The sequence below is a fragment of the Devosia sp. ZB163 genome (genome assembly GCF_028613635.1).
Lineage (GTDB): Bacteria > Pseudomonadota > Alphaproteobacteria > Rhizobiales > Devosiaceae > Devosia_A.
In genome coordinates this window covers 1,379,083-1,399,100 of record NZ_JAQRMY010000001.1, presented here as the reverse complement: position 1 = coordinate 1,399,100, position 20,018 = coordinate 1,379,083, and the positions used below count along the sequence as shown (strand labels likewise).

At 66.8% G+C, this 20,018-nt stretch carries 16 protein-coding genes; 8 read left to right on the top strand and 8 right to left on the bottom strand.

The features are described 5' to 3' along the window. Positions 1–73: 73 nt before the first annotated feature. A complete protein-coding gene (locus PRN20_RS07070) occupies positions 74–1,399 on the bottom strand; it encodes a hypothetical protein (RefSeq protein WP_273956532.1) in 1,326 nt (441 codons plus the stop codon). A gap of 385 nt (positions 1,400–1,784) precedes the next feature. Between PRN20_RS07070 and hemA the strand changes: the two genes are divergently transcribed. Together hemA and PRN20_RS07060 are read left to right on the top strand one after the other, a co-directional pair. Continuing rightward, positions 1,785–3,065: a 5-aminolevulinate synthase gene (gene hemA / locus PRN20_RS07065; protein WP_273956531.1), complete on the top strand. Its 1,281-nt coding sequence runs from the start codon at positions 1,785–1,787 to the stop codon at positions 3,063–3,065. A gap of 40 nt (positions 3,066–3,105) precedes the next feature. Next, positions 3,106–3,573 (top strand): GNAT family N-acetyltransferase, encoded by a 468-nt coding sequence (locus PRN20_RS07060; protein ID WP_273956530.1) that lies wholly within the window; start codon positions 3,106–3,108, stop codon positions 3,571–3,573. A gap of 33 nt (positions 3,574–3,606) precedes the next feature. Here PRN20_RS07060 and PRN20_RS07055 read toward each other — a convergent pair whose 3' ends face one another. The 3 genes from PRN20_RS07055 to mscL form a co-directional block, all read right to left on the bottom strand. Next, complete coding sequence (locus PRN20_RS07055) at positions 3,607–4,320, bottom strand: glyoxalase superfamily protein (protein WP_273956529.1); 714 nt, start codon at positions 4,318–4,320, stop codon at positions 3,607–3,609. 175 nt (positions 4,321–4,495) lie between these two features. After that, entirely contained in the window at positions 4,496–5,134 is a 639-nt protein-coding gene (locus PRN20_RS07050; protein ID WP_273956528.1) for a response regulator transcription factor, read from the bottom strand. 325 nt (positions 5,135–5,459) lie between these two features. Then, complete coding sequence (gene mscL / locus PRN20_RS07045) at positions 5,460–5,897, bottom strand: large conductance mechanosensitive channel protein MscL (RefSeq protein ID WP_273956527.1); 438 nt, start codon at positions 5,895–5,897, stop codon at positions 5,460–5,462. Between the two features lie 197 nt (positions 5,898–6,094). On the opposite strand from mscL, the gene PRN20_RS07040 reads away from it, so the two are divergent. Further along, positions 6,095–7,723, top strand: a complete 1,629-nt coding sequence (locus PRN20_RS07040) for a hybrid sensor histidine kinase/response regulator (protein WP_273956526.1) — start codon at positions 6,095–6,097, stop codon at positions 7,721–7,723. Between the two features lie 4 nt (positions 7,724–7,727). On the opposite strand, the gene PRN20_RS07035 is transcribed toward PRN20_RS07040, so the two are convergent. Further along, positions 7,728–8,387, bottom strand: coding sequence for a response regulator (locus PRN20_RS07035; protein ID WP_273956525.1), 660 nt, complete (start codon positions 8,385–8,387; stop codon positions 7,728–7,730). Between the two features lie 207 nt (positions 8,388–8,594). Here PRN20_RS07035 and PRN20_RS07030 point away from each other — a divergent pair, with 207 nt between their 5' ends. The 3 genes from PRN20_RS07030 to PRN20_RS07020 all read left to right on the top strand — a co-directional run bounded on the left by PRN20_RS07030 (position 8,595) and on the right by PRN20_RS07020 (position 14,150). Next, a complete protein-coding gene (locus tag PRN20_RS07030) occupies positions 8,595–12,242 on the top strand; it encodes a peptidoglycan-binding protein (protein ID WP_273956524.1) in 3,648 nt (1,215 codons plus the stop codon). Positions 12,243–12,459: 217 nt separating this feature from the next. Then, positions 12,460–13,392, top strand: a complete 933-nt coding sequence (locus tag PRN20_RS07025) for a sulfite exporter TauE/SafE family protein (RefSeq protein WP_273956523.1) — start codon at positions 12,460–12,462, stop codon at positions 13,390–13,392. Next, entirely contained in the window at positions 13,392–14,150 is a 759-nt protein-coding gene (locus tag PRN20_RS07020; RefSeq protein ID WP_273956522.1) for a TIGR02186 family protein, read from the top strand. Before PRN20_RS07025 ends, PRN20_RS07020 begins: the two co-directional genes overlap by 1 nt. On the opposite strand, the gene PRN20_RS07015 is transcribed toward PRN20_RS07020, so the two are convergent. The 3 genes from PRN20_RS07015 to PRN20_RS07005 all read right to left on the bottom strand — a co-directional run bounded on the left by PRN20_RS07015 (position 14,147) and on the right by PRN20_RS07005 (position 16,293). Continuing rightward, positions 14,147–14,827, bottom strand: a complete 681-nt coding sequence (locus PRN20_RS07015) for a nucleoside/nucleotide kinase family protein (RefSeq protein ID WP_273956521.1) — start codon at positions 14,825–14,827, stop codon at positions 14,147–14,149. The genes PRN20_RS07020 and PRN20_RS07015 overlap by 4 nt on opposite strands. Before the next feature lie 64 nt (positions 14,828–14,891). After that, a complete protein-coding gene (locus PRN20_RS07010) occupies positions 14,892–15,599 on the bottom strand; it encodes a head GIN domain-containing protein (protein ID WP_273956520.1) in 708 nt (235 codons plus the stop codon). 247 nt (positions 15,600–15,846) lie between these two features. Continuing rightward, positions 15,847–16,293: a DUF1931 family protein gene (locus PRN20_RS07005; protein WP_273956519.1), complete on the bottom strand. Its 447-nt coding sequence runs from the start codon at positions 16,291–16,293 to the stop codon at positions 15,847–15,849. Between the two features lie 137 nt (positions 16,294–16,430). On the opposite strand from PRN20_RS07005, the gene PRN20_RS07000 reads away from it, so the two are divergent. Next, on the top strand, positions 16,431–18,965 hold the full coding sequence (locus tag PRN20_RS07000; RefSeq protein WP_443112543.1) for a ligase-associated DNA damage response DEXH box helicase: 2,535 nt from the start codon (positions 16,431–16,433) through the stop codon (positions 18,963–18,965). Further along, positions 18,962–19,693: a ligase-associated DNA damage response endonuclease PdeM gene (gene pdeM / locus PRN20_RS06995; RefSeq protein ID WP_273956517.1), complete on the top strand. Its 732-nt coding sequence runs from the start codon at positions 18,962–18,964 to the stop codon at positions 19,691–19,693. Before PRN20_RS07000 ends, pdeM begins: the two co-directional genes overlap by 4 nt. Positions 19,694–20,018: the final 325 nt, after the last annotated feature.

Below are 20,018 nucleotides of genomic sequence, written 5' to 3'. Positions count from 1 at the left end.
GGAACCTTCTCCCCTGCGGGAGAAGGTGCCCCACGGGCGGATGAGGGGTGGACCGGTTGTTCGGACCTCAGCTCTAGAGCGCCTCGTCCTCGACAACCACCCTGCCGGTCGGCGCGATGTCCATCGCCTCGACCTTGGCGAGCAGTTCCTCGATCTTGTCGACATTGGCGATGTGGCGCGTATCCATCGAGAAGTTGAACGTCACGTATTCGCGGCCGGGGCAGAAGGTGCAGATATTGGCGGCCGGGTGCCATGCGCCGCAGTAGATCGGCTCCATCATGCCGTGCGTCATCGGACCATAGGTGCGGTGCGGCGGCACCAGCGTCAGCACGATGTGCATGCCGCCGTTGAAGCGCCAGAAGCGCTTGCCGGGCAGGCCCTTCCAGAAACGGTTTAGGCCGCGCAGGGTGTGGAACATCGAGTTCATCATCACCTGGAACTTGGTGATGTCCTTCTGCTCGATGTGGCCGACCGTCTCGTCGATCTCGCGCACGAAGGCGACGAAGTCGTCCTTCACCTTGAAGCGGGCGGTGAGGGCGCGGACCCGGAAGAAGTCGTCGTCGGCATCGTTCCGGCGGCCGTCGAGCATGGTGTAGGCAGCGCCGATCACCTTCTTGCTCATGTACTTCTCGGCGCCCTCGCCGTTCAGCGCATAGGTGACGAGCGCGAACATCAGCGAACGCTGCCTGACGCCCAGCTTGTTGGCGAGCAGGCGCAACCGGTGACGCTTGAGCGCGAGCGTCCTGAAGCCCCACGGCCGCTCCGGCGGCGAGAGGAGGTTCGCGAGGATCACGTAGGTCCAGGTCATCGACCAGCCGCGCAGCTTTCCCTTGATGCGGGCGCCGAGGCCGACCTTGTTGGACTTGTCGCTCATGATGCCGTGGCTGGCCGAGGCCGAGCGGGTCAGCAATGCCGAGTCCGAGCCTTCGAGCAGGGCGTGGCTCGAGCGGACCTGGATCATCGAGGCGCGGCCCTGGGCATCCGGACCACCGCGGCGGACGGCAGCGGAGACGCGGAACAGCGGCAGGTCGTCACGCGCGAAGATGTCTTCGGACTTGCTGATCCACTTGTCCGGATAGCCGTCGAAATCGTCGACTTCCTCGATGTGCGTGATGGCGTCGAGCAGGTGCTTGGGGAAGGGCTGGCCGGGACGGGCCCCGACGAAACCATGGGTCAGTTGCGGGGCCAGGGCCACCATGTCGGCGACGAGGTTGCCGAGCGACTCCCGGGTGAACGTCGTGCGTGAGGGAGCGGTGAAGAACACCGTGTCGCGCGCCTCATAGAGGAACCACTGGAAATCGGTGAACAGCGCCTGCGGATGCTTGTTGACCGCGGCGAGCGCGAGGTCGAGCAACTCGGCGTGGTCGTTGGCAAAGCTCGAAGAAGAAAAACTCTTCATTTGGCGGTTCCCCCCTGGTTCCTCGGTTCGATAGTAGACGTCGCCGGGGCCCGGTCAACGGAAGGCGTCGGAGCCGCCAATGCGTAGCGGCGCGTTCCGTTCCCCGGTCGCATGGTGCGCCTGAACACATTCTGAACAAGAAGATAACCCACTTCGGACAAATAAGCACCCTGTCCGGACGACAGTGCGAACCCGTTGGCACACGCGAACCGATTGTTTAGGATGGTTCCAATGTTCGCCGCCAAGCCAAAGCGGCGCCAATGACTTGTATTGGGCGCCGCGCGGCGAATTGACCTATGTCAATGACGCGGACAGGGGTCTAGCTATCGCTGGCCGGTGGGTCTGCCAGCAGGGCAACGACCCTGCAGCTAGAAGAGTTTGGACAATGGACTATCGCGGGTTTTTCGAGGATGCCGTAGACGCGTTGCGGCAGGAGAAGCGCTACCGCGTCTTTGCTGACCTCGAGCGAATCGCCGGGCGCTTCCCGCGCGCCATCTACCGCGACGCGGTGGACAATGAGCGCGAGATCACCATCTGGTGCTCCAACGATTACCTGGGCATGGGCCAGCATCCGGTGACCATCGCCGCCATGCAGGAGACGGCCGCCAATCTCGGCGTCGGCGCCGGCGGCACCCGCAATATCTCGGGCACCAACCGCCCGCTGGTCGAGCTCGAGCGTTCGCTCGCCGACCTGCACCGCAAGGAATCGGCCCTCGTCTTCACCTCAGGCTTTGTCTCGAACGAAGCCTCGATCGCCACGATCGGCCGGCTGCTGCCCGATTGCGTGATCTTCTCGGACCAGCTCAACCACGCCTCGATGATCCAGGGCGTGCGTCAGAGCGGTATGGAAAAGAAGATCTTCCGCCACAACGACCTCGGCCACCTGCGCGAGCTCCTCGCCTCGGTCGATCGCAAGCGTCCGAAGCTCATCGTGTTCGAGTCGGTCTACTCTATGGATGGCGACGTTGCGCCGATCGCCGAGATCTGCGACCTCGCCGAGGAATTCGGCGCCCTCACCTATATCGACGAAGTCCATGCGGTGGGCATGTACGGCCCGCGCGGTGGCGGCATCGCCGACCGTGATGGGCTGATGGGCCGGATCGACGTCATCGAGGGCACGCTGGCCAAGGGCTTCGGCGTCATGGGCGGCTACATCGCTGCCAACCGCGCCATCATCGATGCGGTGCGCTCCTACGCGCCCGAGTTCATCTTCACCACCGCCCTGCCCCCGGCGCTCTGCGCCGCGGCGCGCGCCTCGATCGAGCACCTCAAGGTCTCGTCGGTGGAGCGCGAAGGCCAGCTTCGCCAGGCGCAGCTGACCAAGGACATCCTTGCCGATGCCGGCCTGCCGGTCCTCAGGACCGACACCCATATCGTGCCGGTGATCGTCGGCGATGCGCGCCTGTGCAAGGCCGCCAGCGACATGCTGATGGAAAAGCACAACATCTACATCCAGCCGATCAACTACCCGACCGTGCCCAAGGGCACGGAGCGGCTCCGCATCACGCCGACTCCGCTGCATACCGACGAGATGATCATCGAGCTTCGGCATGCGCTGGTCAGCGTCTGGGCCAGCCTCGAGCTGCCGCGCGAGCGGCCGGCGCCGCGCGTCAGCGCCGAAAAGCTTACCAGCGGCGACCTGACCCTGCCGGGCGTCGGCGGCTGATCGGGCCGCATGCGCCCTGACCGGTAGCGACGGAGTAGCAATGGCTGCAACTCCCGAGCCGCAACTGGTCGAGGCCGGCCCGCAGCATGCGGAAGCCATCCGGACGCTCGTGCGTGCCGCCTATGCCCGCTGGATACCGGTGATCGGCCGCGAACCGCGACCGATGCTGGCCGACTACGATGCGGCCCTGCGCCGCCACCGGTTCGACCTCCTCATCGCTGACGGGCGGCTGCTGGGCCTGATCGAGACCCGGCTGCATGACGAACACCTCTGGATCGAGAACCTCGCGGTCGCGCCGGAAGTCCAGGGCCGGGGCCATGGCCGGCGCCTGCTTGCTCACGCCGAGAGCCTCGCCGCCCGCCACGGCCGGACCGAGCTTCGCCTGCTGACCAATGCCGCCTTCGAGTCCAATGTCCGGCTCTATCACAGCGTCGGCTACGTCACGGCGCGCAGCGAGCCGTTCATGGGCGGCACGACGCTCCATCTCAGCAAGCGCCTCCCGGACTGACGGGCGCCCGGAGGCGCCCGTCCTCTCACGGCTTCACGCCCCGTGGGGCTCGCCACCGAAGTCGAGATTGGTGGGGCGCGCCAGGTAGCGTGGGCCGGGCTCGGTGGTGGGGACATCCGCACCCACGGCTTCCAGCTTGAAGCTGCGAGCCCAGACCCTGCCCGTTCCCCGGAGGAAGAAGCCGTAGCGGATGGTGGCCGCGCCAGGTGGCACCTCGAGCACGATGCGTCGCTCGGTCCAGCCGTGGGTGCCTTCGAGTGGCCCACCCGGCCGCTGCATCAGGTTGTCAAAGTGGAGATAGCGGCCTTCGGCCGGATCGACACGCATCCACAGCGTCGCCGTCTCGGCTGCGTCGGTGCGAAGTTTGGCGGTGAGCAGCAGGCGATGGCCGCGCCAGGGATCGGCGAGGATCGACTGCATGAGCACGCCCGTCTCGCCGGCCGCGCGATCGATCGCCTCCTCGCGATCAGGTCGGCTTTCGATGAGCGCCGTCCCGGGCCGGTCGGGATCGAGGCCGAGCCGATAGTTGCGCTCATTGGTGTGCCCCGCGACGTGCCACCCGCCCGGCAGCGCGAGCGCCGGCAGGCTTGTGGCTTCGATCCGGGCCGCAAGCATGTTCCAGTTGGCGAGGCCGAACTGCTGCGCCACGAGTTCGAGCGCCTCGGAATGGGAAACGGCGTGCCCGCGCCCGGCGAGCGACTGGCGCAGGGTTTTTGCCATGAGCTTGGCATCGACGAAAGAATGCATGGTCTGATCCTCGGGCGGACAGCGCTGGGGTCAGTGCTCGCGTTGCTGACGGGCTGTCCGATGAGGTCCAGAACCCGGCGGTCGATCAGTGCATTCACCATGCCCGGAAGGGCGCGAGCGGCAGGCTGCACCGGCCGGGATCGATCAAAGCCGCGACCGGCGAGTCTGTCAAACCCTAGCTCGTCAGCACGATCCGCATCAGGTCGGCGGTGTTGCGGGCGCCGAGCTTTTCCATGACGCGGGCGCGATGGACCTCGATGGTGCGCGGGGAGATGCCGAGTTCGCGGCCGGCTTCCTTGTTCGACTGGCCGTTGGTGATGAGTTGCAACACCTCGCGCTCGCGCGGCGTCAGCTGCTCGAAGCCGCGGACCTCGACGTGGCGTCGCCCGCCTTCGGCCACCGTTCCGAGCTGGATGTCCTGCTGCAGCGCTTCGCGCACCGCCCGCACCAGGCGCTCGGCGGCGATCGGTTTGGGGAAGACGTCGGATGCGCCCGCCTTCATGGCCAGTACCGCCGTATCGACCTCCGGGCTGTCCTCGATGATGAACACTGGCGTGCCCGTTCGCATGGTCTTGATGCGCCTGAGGATGGCGAGGCCATCTTCCTGCCCGATGCGGATATTGACGATCGCGGCGTCCGGCCGGCGACGCTGGACGGCGCGGAGGAAACTGTCGGCATCGAGCGAGACCGCCGTCTGGAAGCCCTCGAGGCGGAACAGCACGCTCAACGCCTCGCAGGTCGATGCATCGGCGTCGAGAACGTGGATCAGAAGATCCCTGTGCAAATATGATGGGTAGTAGAAAGAGTCAGTCACGACGTCCTCCGAAGCAACGGGCAACCGGATCGCCTGACCTGCCCAGCGGGCAGCAATGATCCACGCAGCTCTACCGGGCGCACGCGCTCCACATCACAACCCTTGTTGCTGCCTGGCACAGTTCCAGGCCGGTGCCCCGAAATAACGGGTCACAGAATGCAACAAGTGTTCTCGCCCTCCGATTAGAGGAACTACGTATGCGCGAGCCCCTATGGCAATCAGGAATAGATCCCGGATCGCCATCCTGTCAAGGACATTATTCCTAATAGATAGGACGTCGTGCCTGCCGGGACCAAGGAGGCCGGCAGGCTGGAGTCGCGTGGCCTTACTTCGCCTGCGCCTTGATGGCGTCGCGGATCTCCACGAGGAGCTTTTCCTCGGCCGTCGGAGCGGGCGGCGTGGCGGGTGCGGCCGCTTCCTGGCGGCGCAGACGGTTGATGGCCTTGACCACGAGGAACAGCACGAAGGCGATGATGGTGAACTTCACCACGGCATTGATGAACAGGCCGTAGTTGAACGTCGGGACGCCAGCGGCCTTGGCTGCCGCGACAGACGGCACGGGCACGTTGCCGGGGTTGTTGAGAACAATGAAGAGGTTCGAGAAATCGAGGCCGGACAGCGCGAGCCCGATCAGCGGCATGAACAGGTCGTCGACGATGGACGACACGATGGCGCCGAAGGCGGCGCCGATGATGACGCCGATGGCGAGATCGACGACGTTGCCCTTGAGCGCGAAGTCCCGGAATTCTTTCAACACTGGCATGATTCTACCCTTTGTCTGCTGGCGCCGGTTCTCGTTCCCGCTGCGGCGAACTGCCAAGCCGCGCCCTGCATTGAGCTTTTCGCCCTTGGGCCGGTAAAAGCAACTCACATCGCGCCGATAGAACCGGTGCCCACGACTTTGTGCGGCCTTGCCGCCGCCCCGGGCGAGGCAGATATTCGCCCGGGCAAGAAACTGAGATGGTTGAGACGCTGGACGGAATACCGACAGACGCGTGGGATGCGCTGCGACAGGCGATCGATTTCATTCCGCAGGGGGTGGCGGTGTTCGACCGTGACCTGCGGATCGTCACGTCCAATTCCCGCTATGCTGAACTGCTCGACGTGCCGGCCGAGCTGATACGGCCCGGCACGGCGCTCTACGATCTTGCGCTCCATGTCGCGCGCCGGGGCGATTTCGGGTCCGGCGACGCCATCAACCTCGCCGTCCAGCGCGTGCAGGAGCTGACGCAGTCGCATGCGACGGTCAGCCAGCGGCTGGGCGCCAAAGGCCAGGTGCTGGAGTTCCATTCCGCCCGCCTGCCAGACGGCGGCCTCGTCATCAGCTTTGCCGACGTGACGGCGCGAGTGGAGGCGGAGACCGAGCTCGCGACGATCAACCAGACGCTCGAGGGACGCGTCGAGGAGCGCACGGCGGCGCTGATCCAGGTGAATGCCGAACTCGAGGCCGCGCGCGCCAAGGCCGACGCCGCCAATCGCGACAAGACGCGCTTCTTCGCGGCCGCCAGCCACGACCTGCTGCAGCCACTCAATGCGGCCCGGCTCTATACCTCGACGCTGGTCGAGCGGGCCGGAGGGACCGGGCTCGACGAGTTGGCTCATTCGATCGAGGCCTCGCTGAGCGCGGTCGAGGAGATCATGTCGGCCCTGCTCGACATCTCGCGCATCGATGCGGGCGCGGTGAAGCCGGCCTCGGTGCCGTTCCAGGTGCGCGACCTCCTCAAGAAGGTCGACGTGGAGTTCGCGCCGCTGGCGCTCAAGAAGGAGATCTCGCTCCGGCTGGTCGACACCTCGCTCTCGGCGATCGGTGATCGGGCGCTGGTAGCACGTATCATCCAGAACCTCGTCTCGAACGCCATCAAGTATACCAAGCCGGGCGGGCGGGTGCTGGTGGGCGCGCGGCTGCGCGGCACGCGCGTACGGTTCGACGTGATCGATACCGGGATCGGCTTCAACAAGGACCAGCACGCGCTGATCTTCGCCGAGTTCAGCCGGCTCGAGCACGGTGCACGCATGGCGCAGGGCCTCGGCCTCGGCCTGTCGATCGTCAAGCGGCTGGTTTCGGCGCTGGGGCTGACGATGGAGCTCGAGAGCAAGGAAGGCCGCGGCTCGCGGTTCTCGCTGTTCATGCCCTATCACCGCTCGATGAAGGTGCCGCTGGAGCCGCCTCCGCCGCGCGAGCCGGCTTCGAACCTCGCGGGACTGCGCATCCTGTGCGTCGACAACGAACGCGCCATCCTCGATGCGATGGAGGGGTTGCTTGGCGGCTGGGGCTGCGACGTCCGCTCGGCCCGCTCGCTCAAGGACATCGACAAGGACGGGCTGCTGCTCGGCTGGCTGCCCGACCTCGTGCTGATGGACTACCACCTCGACCAGACCTCGGGGCTCGATGCCATCGAGTGGCTGCGCCACAACGTGGGCGGCCATCTGCCTGCCGCGCTGGTGACGGCCGACCGCACTCCGGCCGTGCGTGCACTGGCCGAGGAACGCGGCATCACCGTGGTGACCAAGCCGGTGAAGCCGGCAGCGCTTCGCGCTTCGATCAGCCAGCTCGCCGGTCAGCGCGGGCGGAAGGTGGTCGAGGGCTAGGGCGTCAGTTCCCGCTCAGCAGTTCGCCGAACTGGCCTTCCTCGATCTTGGAGGCCGCGATCACCGCCTGGGTGCGGCTGTCGACGTCGAGCTTCTGCAGGATCGCCGAGACGTGGGCCTTCACGGTCGCTTCCGAGATCGAGAGCTCGTAGGCGATCTGCTTGTTCATGAGCCCGTCCGACAGCATCATCAGCACGCGGACCTGCTGCGGGGTGAGCGTCGCGAGGCGACGCATCAACTGGGACTGGGAATCCTCGGCGGGGAACTCCATGCCCTCCGGCACATAGACCTCGCCCGAGAGCACGGTTTCGATGGCGCGGCGGATGTCGGCCGAACCGACCGACTTGTGAAGGTAGCCCGAGGCTCCGAGCTCGAAGGCGCGACGGATCGTGCCGCTGTCCTCGACAGCCGACACGATCATCACCGGCACTTCGGGGTACTGGGCGCGCAGCAGCAGCAGGCCCGAGAAGCCGCGCGTGCCGGGCATGTTGAGGTCGAGAAGGACGAGATCGCAGTCGCGATCGGCCTCGAGCGCGGCGCTGAGTTCGTTCAGGTCCCCTGCCTCTTCCACCGCAATGGACGGATCGCCGCCGGCCAGGGTTTGGCGCAGGGCCGAGCGGAACAGCGGATGGTCGTCGACGATGATGATGCGACGCTTGCTCATGGGGGCAGTCTCCAGGTCGCCCGTAGCTATCAAGTCGGACGCTTCTTTTGTATCCCACTTAAGGTGGCGTGGGGCGTCTGATTCCCGATTCGCAAAATGCGAGCGCGGCTTAACGCGATCTTTACCATGTTTTCCCAAGAGTAACTGGAATGCTAGTGGCCCCGAGAAGGCTACACGACACCCCGCTCCAGGTGCTTGGATCGACCGATGGCCCGTGCGACATCCCCCTATCAACCCGAGGACTACGGCCAGTCTAGCTCCGGCGAGTGGCAGGAGCTCAGGGGCGAACTGGTGGCCCTGCTCAACCAGGTGGAGACCCAGGTCGCCCGCACGGCGCGGCCGGAGCGGGCTTATGACGGCCTTGCCGAACAGATGCGGGACCTCAGGCACCAGGTGACGGCCGCCGAGCCCGATACGAGGCACCGCGAGGCGCTCAAGTCCGTACAGCGGGCGATCGACAAGTTCAGCGACCGGCCCGAGCCGGTGATGGCGGCCAACCCGCGCGACTCGCTCGAGGTGGCGATCCAGCAGATTCGCGCCCGGCACTTCCCTTCGGCTCCTGCTCCTGCACCAGAGCGGGCGGCGCCCCGCCATTCCGTCGCGGTCGAGCCCGAAGCTCCGCGTTTCGGTGAACTTGCTACTGCCGTCGGCGGCATCTCCAGCCGGCTGGAGCGGCTCGAGGGCGAGCTCAAGACGACGGCCAAGGGGCAGACCGCCAATGTGCGCGAGATCGCCGAGCAGGTCGGTCAGCTGAGCCAGGTGGTCGAGCTGCTGGCCGGCGCCGTGGGCGAGGCCGGACAGGTCAAGCGGCTCGAAACGCACATCGCGAGCCTCGCCAGGCTCATCGCCGATGGCCCGAAGGTCGACGTCGATTCCCTCAACGAGCGGCTCGACGACGTGACGGCGACGGTCGGCCGCCTCGCCGACCTGCAGGTACAGTTCGCCAACAGGGTCGAGGCCCCAAGAGACGGGCTCACCGACGCCATGAAGGCGATCGAGGACGGCGTCCGCAACATCTACGACCGGATCGATACGATCGAGCGGACCATGGCGATGCCGCCGGCCGAGCTCGAGACCGTCATTGTCGAGCTGGGCAAGGTGGCGCAGGCGATCAAGTCGCCGCAGCAGCCGCAGGGGCTGATCGAGCTCATCGACGCACTGAACGACCGCATCTCCGACATCGAGGGCCGGGGCACGGAAATCGGCGGCCTCAAGCTCGACATGGAGGCGCTCAAGCAGACCGTTACCACGGCGCTCGACACGCGCTTCTCCACCATCGAGGAGAAGATCGGGGCGCTCAGCGACCGCGTGGCCGAGCAGAAGCCGACCGAGTTGAGCCTCGGCCAGCTCGAGGCGCAAGTGCGCCAGCTGGTGGCGCGCATGGATCAGACGGGCGAGCAGCTCACCGGTCTCGCCAAGCTCTACAGCGCTCCCCCCGAAGTCGCCCTGCCCGACTTCGACAAGCTGGCCGAGATGGTCGCGACCCGCACCTCGGCGGCGCTGAAGCAGGCCGACACGCCCGCAGCCGGCCGCCTCGACGAGGCCGGCTATGCCGAGATCGAGAAGCGCCTCGGCAAGGTGATCCAGGCCGCCGCCAAGGAGAAGCCGGCCGACGACACGGTGGTGCTCGAAGCCACCATCCGCGAGGTCAACGAGCGGCTGAAGCGGCTCGAGGTCTCGCTGGAGAAGAAGCCCGAGCCCGCCATGGCCGTGCAACCGCAGATTCCGCCCGCGAGGCCGCCGGTGGAGACCAGGCTCGAGGTCAAGCCGACGCCGGCGCCGAAAGCCTCGCCCGTGGCGGCGCTGGTCGAGGTACTGGCCGACGAGCCGGTGATCTCCGCGCGGCCGGTGGAGCCCGAAGACATCATGCCGGCCGATCCGAGCGTGGATGCTCCGCTGGTCGACAAGCCCTTCGGCGACCCCAATCCCCTGCGAGCGGCACTCGAGGCCAAGAACGGGCCGCGACACAGGTCAGCACCGCAGCCCGGCGAAGAGCCGCCAGCGAAGGCGGCCTTCGACCCCAACCTCGCCGAGCGCCCGCCGCAGCCCAAATCCACCCTCGACCTGCCCGAGGAGGAAGTGTTTGGCCCCGCTTCCGGGCGCGATGCCGATCTGGCGGTCGAACCGCTGCCGAGCCGCAACACCTTCATCGAAGCGCACCGCCGGGCCGCCCGGCTGGCGGCAACGAACAAGTCGCTGCCGACCGTGGCCGACAATGGCTCGCTCATCAGCCGCGCCTTCTCGCGCTTCCAGGCGAGCGGGGCCAACGACACTCCGGCGGCTCCGGCCGTGTCGATGCCGGTGAAGCCGTCGCTGGAGAAGCCGAAGCGCAAGCTCGCCGAGCCCAAAGCCAGTGAGATCAAGGCCGAGGTGCCCAAGAAGGAGAAGCCTGCCGCCCAGCCGCGGAAGGCCTTGAACATTCCCTTCCTGAAGCCGCGGACCCCGCGCCAGCTCGCCGGTGACAAGGATCCGCCCAGCGAGTGGAAGTCGGACGAGCCGGCGCCGCGCGTGCTGCCTGTCGCCCCCGAGCCGAGCCGCGTCGCCCTGGGTGCGGAGGAAACGAGCCCGGTTGCCGAGGGCGCAGCCAAGGCGCAAAGCTTCCTGCTGCGGCACAAGCAGCCGATCCTGCTCGCCGCGAGCGTGGTGGCCATCGCGTGCCTCACGATCAACCTCATCAACCAGCGGATGAAGCCCGAGGAGCCCGCGGCGCCGGCCGTGCAGGCCCAGACCGTCGGCGATGCCTCGCTCGAGCCGGTGCCATTGTCAGCGCAGGGCTCCGCGATCCAGCCCAAGGCCGAGCCGCGCGTCGTGCTCGATACCCTCACCACCGCGTCGATCGACGGCGGTACGGCACAGAAGTTCGTTCCCGCAGATCCTGCACCCAGGATGCCACAGGCCTTCGAGGCTGCCAGTGCGCTCGCCGCGGCCGACACGATCGATGTGGCGAAGCTCAGCGACGGGGTGGAGCCGCTGGTCGAAAGCCTCGAGGGCCCGGTCAAGGTCGATCGTCCGCCCCGGGAAATCGGCCCCGACCAGCTGCTCGATGCGGCGGCCAATGGCGATGCGCGGGCCCAGTTCGAGGTTGCGGCGATCTACACCGAGGGACGGGCGGTGCCCGAGGACCTCGAGGCCGCCGCCATCTGGTACGAGCGTGCCGCCGGCCAGGGCTTTGCCCCGGCCCAGTACCGGCTCGGCAATCTCTACGAGAACGGGCGTGGCGTGGAGAAGGACCTCGCGCAGGCGCGGCTCTGGTACCAGCGCGCGGCCGAGGCGGGCAACCGCATGGCCATGCACAACCTCGCGGCGCTCTATGCCGGTGGCGGGTTGGGCCAGCAGCAGTTCGATGCGGCGGCAAAATGGTTCGAGGAAGCGGCGGTCCGCGGCATGAAGGACAGCCAGTTCAACCTGGGCATGCTTTATGCGCGCGGGCTGGGCGTGAAGCAGGATCTCCCTGCCTCCTACAAGTGGTTCTCGCTCGCTGCCGATCGCGGCGACAAGGACGCCGTCAAGGCCCGTGACGACATCGCGGCCTCGCTCGATGCCGCCACAGTGCAGAAGCTCATCGCCGACGTCGAAGCGTTCAAGCCGCAGCAGATCGACCTCGTCGCCAACTTTGCGCCGATCGGGACCTGGAGCCAGGCCTTCGATCCCGGTGCGCCGATCGCGAACACCAAGGTGGTGATGGGCGTGCAGAAGGTGCTTGCCCTGCTCGGCTACGACATCGGCACGCCCGATGGCGTCGCCGGCGCCAAGACCACCGAAGCGATCAAGAGCTTCGAGCGCGCAACCGGCATGAGCGAAAAGGGTGAGATCAACCCGCGGCTGCTCGCCGTGCTGGGCAGCCAGCCCGTCTAGGGACAGATCATGCGAGGGTGGGCTCAACCCACCCTCCGCCGCTCCCATCGGGGGGAAGCAAGGCGGAGGAGACGAGGGAATCCCGACCCATCGGGTAGGCTAACCTTGCCTTCGTACTTTGCTGCTAGGGCTTAGAAGCATTTCGCGAATTCGTCGCATTTCCGTCGCTCGGGCAGGCTAGAGCCCGGGAATGCCCTAGCCCCACCGGACGCCTCACGTGCAGGTTTATCTGCCGATCGCCGAACTCTCGATGAACCTGTTCTTCCTTGTGGGGATCGGGGGCGCCGTCGGGTTCCTGTCGGGCCTGTTCGGTGTCGGCGGCGGCTTCCTGCTAACCCCCCTGCTCATCTTCTCGGGCGTCCCTGCCTCGGTCGCCGTCGCTTCGGTGACAGGCCAGGTCGTGGCCGCCTCGACCTCCGGCGCGCTCAGCTACTACCGGCGCGGGCAGATCGACCTGCACATGTCGCTCTACCTGGTGCTATCGGGCGTCCTCGGCGCTTTCGGCGGTGTCGCGACCTTCCAGGTCCTGCGCGCCGCGGGACAGCTCGATCTCGTCATCTCGCTCGGCTTCCTGATCCTGCTCGGCTTCGTCGGCTCGCTGATGCTGGTCGAGTCCGCCCGCGCCATCATGAAGCGGCGGGCCGGCATCGTGGTGCGCGAGAAGCTGCCCAACCAGCACAACTGGTTCCACGGCCTGCCCTGGCGCGTGCGCTTCAAGAAGTCCCGCCTCTACATCTCGGTAATCCCGGTCCTCGCGCTGGGCGTTGCCATCGGCTTTGTCGGCTCGCTGCTCGGCATCGGCGGCGGCTTCATCCTCGTGCCGGCGCTCGTCTACATCCTGCGCATGCCCGGCACCATGGTGATCGGCACCTCGCTGCTGCAGGTGGTGGCGATGATGGCGGCGACGACGATCCTCCACGCCGTGCAGAGCCAGAGCGTCGATATCCTTCTCGCCTTCTGCCTGATGGTAGGTGGCACGGTCGGAGCCCAGTTCGGCGCCTCGGCGGGCAAGTACCTGCGCGGCGAACAGCTCAGGGCACTGCTGGCAGTGCTGGTGCTGGCCGTGGCGATCCGCTTCGGAGTTAGCCTGGTGCTCGCCCCCGCCGACCCCTATTCGACCGCGGTCCTCGGCGCGGCTGGGGTGATCTGATGCGGCGGCTGCTCCTCGCGATCGCTCTCGTCTTTGCGGTCTCCCCCGCCGGGGCCGAGCGGCTGGTGACGCAGGTGAGCCAGGACGAGGTGTCGATCACCTCGAGCTTTGCCGGCGAGACGCTGACCCTGTTCGGCTCGATCGAGCCCGAGGTCGGTGCCACGCAGCGCTTCGTCGAAGGTCCGTACCACGTCATCATCACGGTGACAGGCCCGCTGCAGAACCGTGTGGCGCGGCGCAAGACCAACCAGTTCGGCATCTGGCTCAACACCGCGCAGGCCGACTTCATCGGCGTTCCGTCGTTCTACCAGGTCCTCAGCGACGCACGGCTGGCCGACATCACCAATGTCATCACGCTGGCCGAAAACAAGATCCCGCTCGACCTGCAGCCGATCGCGACGCCGACGGCTGCGACGCAGGAGATGCTCGCCTTCGCCCCGCAACTCGTCCGGCTCATGGAGGAGAAGGGGTTCTACCGGCTCAACGAGACCGGCGTCGTCTTCCGCTCCGACACGTTCTACTACGCCCGCGTCTCGCTGCCGGCGGATGCACCGCCTGGCCCCTATCTCGCGCACACGTTCCTGTTCAAGAACGGCGAGATCATCGCCGAAAAGTCCGAGGGCTTCTCGGTGCGCAAGATCGGCTTCGAGCGCTTCCTCGGTCTCGCGGCGCGCCAGCAGCCCCTGCTCTACGGCATCGTGTGCGTGGCACTGGCGCTGTTCACCGGCTGGCTGGGCGGCGTGGTGTTCCGCCGCTAGGCCTCGGTCACCAGGTCGATGACCACGTCGGCGCGGCTGCGCGAGCGCCGCACGAGGTCGTAGTTCCCCAGGTCGACCCGCTCGACATGCGCGCGGTTGCGCTCCTCGCTGAACAATCCATGCTCGGAATGCCGCTTCATCAGCCGGGCCCGCACCTTGTCGCGCGGCACGTCGACGAACACCGCGAGGTCGAGCAGCGGCTTGATCCGCCACCAGGGCGCGTTGGCGAGCAGCAGGTAGTTGCCCTCGACGACCAGCACCTTCACGGCCGCCGGCACGATGAAGGCGTCGAGAACCACGTCCTCGATCTCGCGGGAATAGCCCGGACCACTGACCGGTCCATCGGCGGACTTCAGCCCCTCGAGGAAATCGGCGAAAGCCCCGCCCTCGAACGTGTGCGGCGCGCCCTTGTCGGCCACGGTGCCGAGGCTTTCGAGCTTGGCGTGCAGCATGTGGAAGCCGTCCATCGGAACATAGGCAGCGATGCCCGGTTCTGCAGCGTTGAGGGTCTCGACCAGCTGCGTCGCAAGCGTCGATTTGCCCACACCGGGGCCACCGGCGAGGCCGACGGCCACCCGCCGCTGCTGCGACGAGAGGACCGCGCCTGTCCGTTCGGCCAGCCAGCCTAGCGCCTGCTGAGGCGTGAGGCTGAGCACCTGTTGGTCATTGTCGTTCATGGGCTCCTCCGAGAGGTGGAGTAGCGGATTCCATGTCGAGGCGCGACCCCGCGTCGGGAGGCCCTCAGTGGACCTGGATATCGCCGCCGCTGCTCGATTCCTGCTCGACGTCGGAGGGGCTGCCGCTGACCGTGACGTCGGAGCCTGAGGAAGCGTTGACCTTCACCGCTCCGGTGGCATGAACCTCGAGATCGGAGCCGGATGAGGCGTTGGCATCCACGGTGGCGCAGACCAGATCGCTCGCGTCGAGATCGGAGCCCGAGGAGGCATTGGCCTTGGCCACATCGCAGGTGCCGGCGATATCGAGCCCGGCCCCCGAGGAGGCCTGAAGATTGATCGCCTTGGCTACGACCCCGCTGGCCGAGATGTCGGCGCCGGACGAGGCGTTGAAGCTGAGGCGGTCACCGGTAATGCCGGTCGCGTTGATGTCGGAGCCAGCGCTGGCGTCGACGGTGTCGAGCGCGGGCGCGGTAATGTGGAGCGTTATCCGCCGATCCGAACCGAAGCTCAGCAGGTCGAAGATGTTCCAGTCGAAATAGGCCTTGAGGGTGCGGCCCTCGACCTTGACCTGCAGGTCGTCGAGCAGCCGCGGATCGGAGGCCTCGGCCTCGATGGATTGCGTCGGCCCGATCTTCACCACCGCATCGATGCCCGACGAGATGTCGACTGCCGTAAAGGCCGGAAGCTCTATGGCGCGGGTCTCGGCATAGGCCGGAACGGCGAGCAACAGCGCAACCGCCGCGGCAGCGGCGAGCATGGTCGTCGGGCGCATGAGATCTCCTCCCTCGTGGTCCGAGAGAGGTGGGTGGTGTGTTAGGTGCCAATCAAGAGGTTGCCCGGGTTATTTGTGGTCCTTCGGCTTCGCCGGTCCCCCTCCCCCGCTTCGCAGGAGAGGATCGGCAGAGACCGTGCGACAGCTGATCGTCCCCCGTTTACGGGGGAGGGAGACCAGCAAAGCCGGTGGAGGGGGCGACCCCAGGAACCGGTGCGCGGTGTCGCACTGAGACTGCAGGCAAGGGCTAGAGGAGCAGATCGAACAGCTCGAAAGCGCGGTCCCAGTGTTCCGTCTGCGGGTTCTTCAAGTCCGGGTCGATTACCTTGAACGACTTTGCCAGCGCCACGCTCAGCCCGCCGGCGACTTCGGGCAGCATCGCCATCGTGTCGTCGCTTATCACCCAGTCACCGGGCGGGATGGCGACTTTCTGCGCCAGGATCTCCTCGGCATTCGCGTCGTCGAGGGCGCGAAATTCGTGCATGCGTTCCTGCAACCCCTTGGTGATCGGCAAATCCTGCGGCTCGATCACCTCGCGGGCATTGGCGTTGGCAATCGCGTTGCCGCGCAACAGCATGTCCGCGATCTTGCGCGCCAGGAATTCGTCATGACGCTTCAGGTCGGACTTGTCGACATCGAGGCTCGCCGCCGCGGCGAAGACGTGTTCGAGCCGTTTTACACCGAGCACCGGCATGACTGCTCCTGACGCGTTTGGGGTCGGTTCAGCAATAGATGCCGTGTTGCAGACCGCTTCCATGACGAACGTCAAGTTCGCAACCTGCGGTCGTAACCAACGATAGGAAGGCCTTGTTCCCTCGCCAGTGCCACCCCATAATGCGCACAAACCGGGAACGTGCCTTGCCCCTTCACCCCCAGATCACCGATTGGTTTGCGTCGAAGGGCTGGGCGCCGCGGCGGCACCAACTGAGCGTGCTGGAGGCGACCGAAGCCGGGGACTCGGCCCTGCTCATTGCCCCTACCGGCGCGGGCAAGACGCTTGCCGGCTTCCTGCCAACGCTGAACGACCTCATCGAAACCCCGCACAAGGGCCTTCACACGCTCTACCTGTCGCCGCTCAAGGCACTGGCGGTGGACGTGCAGCGCAACCTGATGACGCCCATTGCCGAGATGGGGCTGCCGATCAAGGTCGAGGCGCGAACCGGTGACACACCGTCCCACAAGCGGCAGCGTCAGCGCTACGACCCACCGCAGATCCTGCTGACGACGCCCGAACAGCTCGCGCTGCTGCTCTCGCATGGCGACGCGGACAAGATGTTCGCGAACCTCAAGCGCGTGGTGCTCGACGAACTCCACGCCATGGTGACCAACAAACGCGGGGAGCTCATGTCGCTTGGCCTCGCCCGGCTCGGAACGCTGGCTCCGAAGATCCGGATCACCGCGCTCAGCGCCACGGTGGCGCGGCCGGACCTGCTGCGCGACTGGATTGCGGCGCCGATGCCGAATGCCAGGGCCCAACTGCTCATGGGCGAAGGCGGAGCGAAGCCGCATATCGAGATCATGCGGTCCGAGGCCCACATCCCCTGGGCCGGGCATTCGACTGTCTATGCCATCCCGGAGCTCTACGAGGTGATCCGGGAGCACAAGACCACCCTGCTCTTCGTCAACACCCGCAGCCAGGCCGAGATGCTGTTCCAGGAGCTGTGGCAGGCCAATGACGACATGTTGCCCATCGCCATGCATCACGGCTCGCTGGCCGTCGAGCAGCGGCGCAGGGTCGAGGCGGCGATGTCGGATGGCAAGCTGAGGGCGGTGGTGTGCACCTCGACGCTCGATCTGGGCATCGACTGGGGCGACGTGGACCTCGTCGTCCAGATCGGCGCGCCCAAGGGCGCGAGCCGCATGCTGCAGCGCATCGGCCGCGCCAACCACCGGCTCGACGAGCCGTCGAAGGCCCTGTTCGTCCCATCCAACCGGTTCGAGGTGCTGGAGTGCGAGGCGGCGCTCGAGGCGGTGGAGCGCAACGCGCAGGACAGCGAGGACCCCGTTTCCGGCGGGCTCGACGTCCTCGCCCAGCACGTGCTCGGCACCGCCTGCGCCATGCCGATCGAGCCGGTGAAACTCCACGAAGAGGTCCGTCGCGCCTGGCCCTACCGCGACCTCAGCTGGGAGCAGTTCGAGCGCGTGGTCGATTTCGTCGCCACCGGCGGCTACGCGCTGCGCGCCTATGAGCGCTACGCCAAGCTGAGGAAGATGGAGGACGGCAGGTTCCGCATCGCCCATCCCGGTATCGCGCAGCAGTACCGGCTGAACATCGGCACCATCGTCGAGGAGCCGATGGTGAAGGTCCGGCTGGTGCGTGGCCGCGGCTTCACCAAGGGTGCCACCACTGGCCCCATCGGCCGTTTCGGCCGCGTGCTGGGCGAGATGGAGGAGTACTTCTTCACGACGCTGACGCGTGGCGACACTTTCCTCTTCGGCTCGGAGGTCGTCGCCTTCGAGGGCATGTTCGAGAACGAGGCCTATGTCAGCCGCTCGCAGGGGAAGGAACCCAAGATCCCGTCCTACATGGGCGGCAAGTTTCCGCTCTCGACCTTTCTCGCCGATGGCGTGCGAAAGCTGCTGGCGCACCCGGACCAGTGGCATCTGCTCCCCGACCAGGTGAGCGACTGGCTGCGCCTGCAGCAGGAGGCCTCGATCCTGCCGGCACAGGACAGCCTCCTGGTGGAGACCTTTCCGCGCGGTGCGCAGAACTATCTCGTCTGCTACCCCTTCGAAGGCCGTCTCGCGCACCAGACGCTCGGCATGCTGCTGACCCGCCGGCTGGAGCGGGCGCGCGCCCGCCCGCTTGGCTTCGTCGCCTCCGACTATTCCCTCGCGGTCTGGGGCCTGGGCGACTTCTCGGCGCTGATCCGCACCGGGCGGCTGTCGCTCGACGAGTTGTTCGACGAGGACATGCTGGGCGACGACCTCGAGGCCTGGCTCGACGAGAGCCAGCTGATGCGCCGCACTTTCCGCAACTGCGCCATCATCGCCGGGCTGATCGAGCGCCGACATCCCGGCCAGAAGGAAAAGACCGGCCGGCAGATCACGGTCTCCTCCGACATCATCTACGACGTGCTCTACCAGCACGAGCCCGACCATATCCTGATCCAGGCGACGCGGCGCGATGCCGCCCGCGGCCTGCTCGATATCGAGCGGCTCGGCCACATGCTTGCCCGCATCAAGCGTCACATCGTCCACAAGCCGCTCGACCGAATCTCGCCATTGGCGGTACCGGTGATGCTCGACATCGGAAAGGTCCCGGTGATGGGCGAAGCGCGCGAAAGCACCATGGCGGAGGCAGCCGAGGAACTGATCGCGGAAGCCATGGGCGTCGGGCCGGAACAGAGGAAGCGGGCGAATTGACTTCAGCCTGGGCGGCGCGCACCGCCCAACCAGACGATGAAGGCGAGCCAGTGCTGCTCACGTTCGCCGGCCACACTTTCGAACCGCTGCCCTCCGGCGCCCTCTGGTGGGAAGCGGAGCGCGCGCTGCTGGTCGCCGACCTCCATCTCGAAAAGCTCAGTTCCTACGCCCGACGCGGCAGCCTGCTGCCACCCTACGACACGGCGCTGACCCTCAAGCGCCTCGAGGCCGATATCGCGCGGACCGGGGCCGAGGAAGTAATCGCGCTGGGCGACAGCTTCCACCGCGACGAGGGGACGACGACGCTGCTCGATGCCGACCGGCTGCGCCTCGCCGCGCTGATGGGCAAGGCGCGGTGGACGTGGATCTCGGGCAACCACGACCCCTCCCCGCACAGCCTCGGCGGCACCTGCACCCCGGTCCTCGAACGGGCCGGCCTGACGCTGACCCATGAGCCACGGCAGGGCACCGGCCTGATCGCCGGACACCTGCACCCGGCGGCGCATCTCGCAATGAATGGCCGCTCGGTCCGCCGGCCCTGCTTCGTCCATGACGGCCGGATCATGGTACTGCCGGCCTACGGCGCGGCGACGGGATCGCTCAACATCCTCAGCCCGGCCTTCGTCGGCCTGCTGCACTGGCCGACGCTCGAGGTGGCGATGATCGGCCGGGGACGGGTCTATCCGGTCAGCCCGAAGCGGCTGGTGGCCGGATACGAGTACTACTAGCGGGCCGACCTGGGCCCAGTAATCCCCCCGCCCTTGCACCCGTGCGATTCTACCGCCCGTCCGCTGCACCGAAGCGAGATCATGACGAGTGGTTGGTGCGGGGGAGGTTGGGTGGGGTGACAGTCGTGTTGCCTCAGGTTCAAAGCACACGTGGCATGATCCGGTTCGCCGGATGAGCCGCTATCAACGCGCGGTGGAACAATGCCTGTTCCACCAAGGACCGAAAGCTGCCGGGCATGGGCAGCGGGTGGCGGTGGTCGTGACGGATCCAACGGATCGGCGGCCAGCAAGACCCACCGGTCTCGCGATGCGGCACGGGATGCGC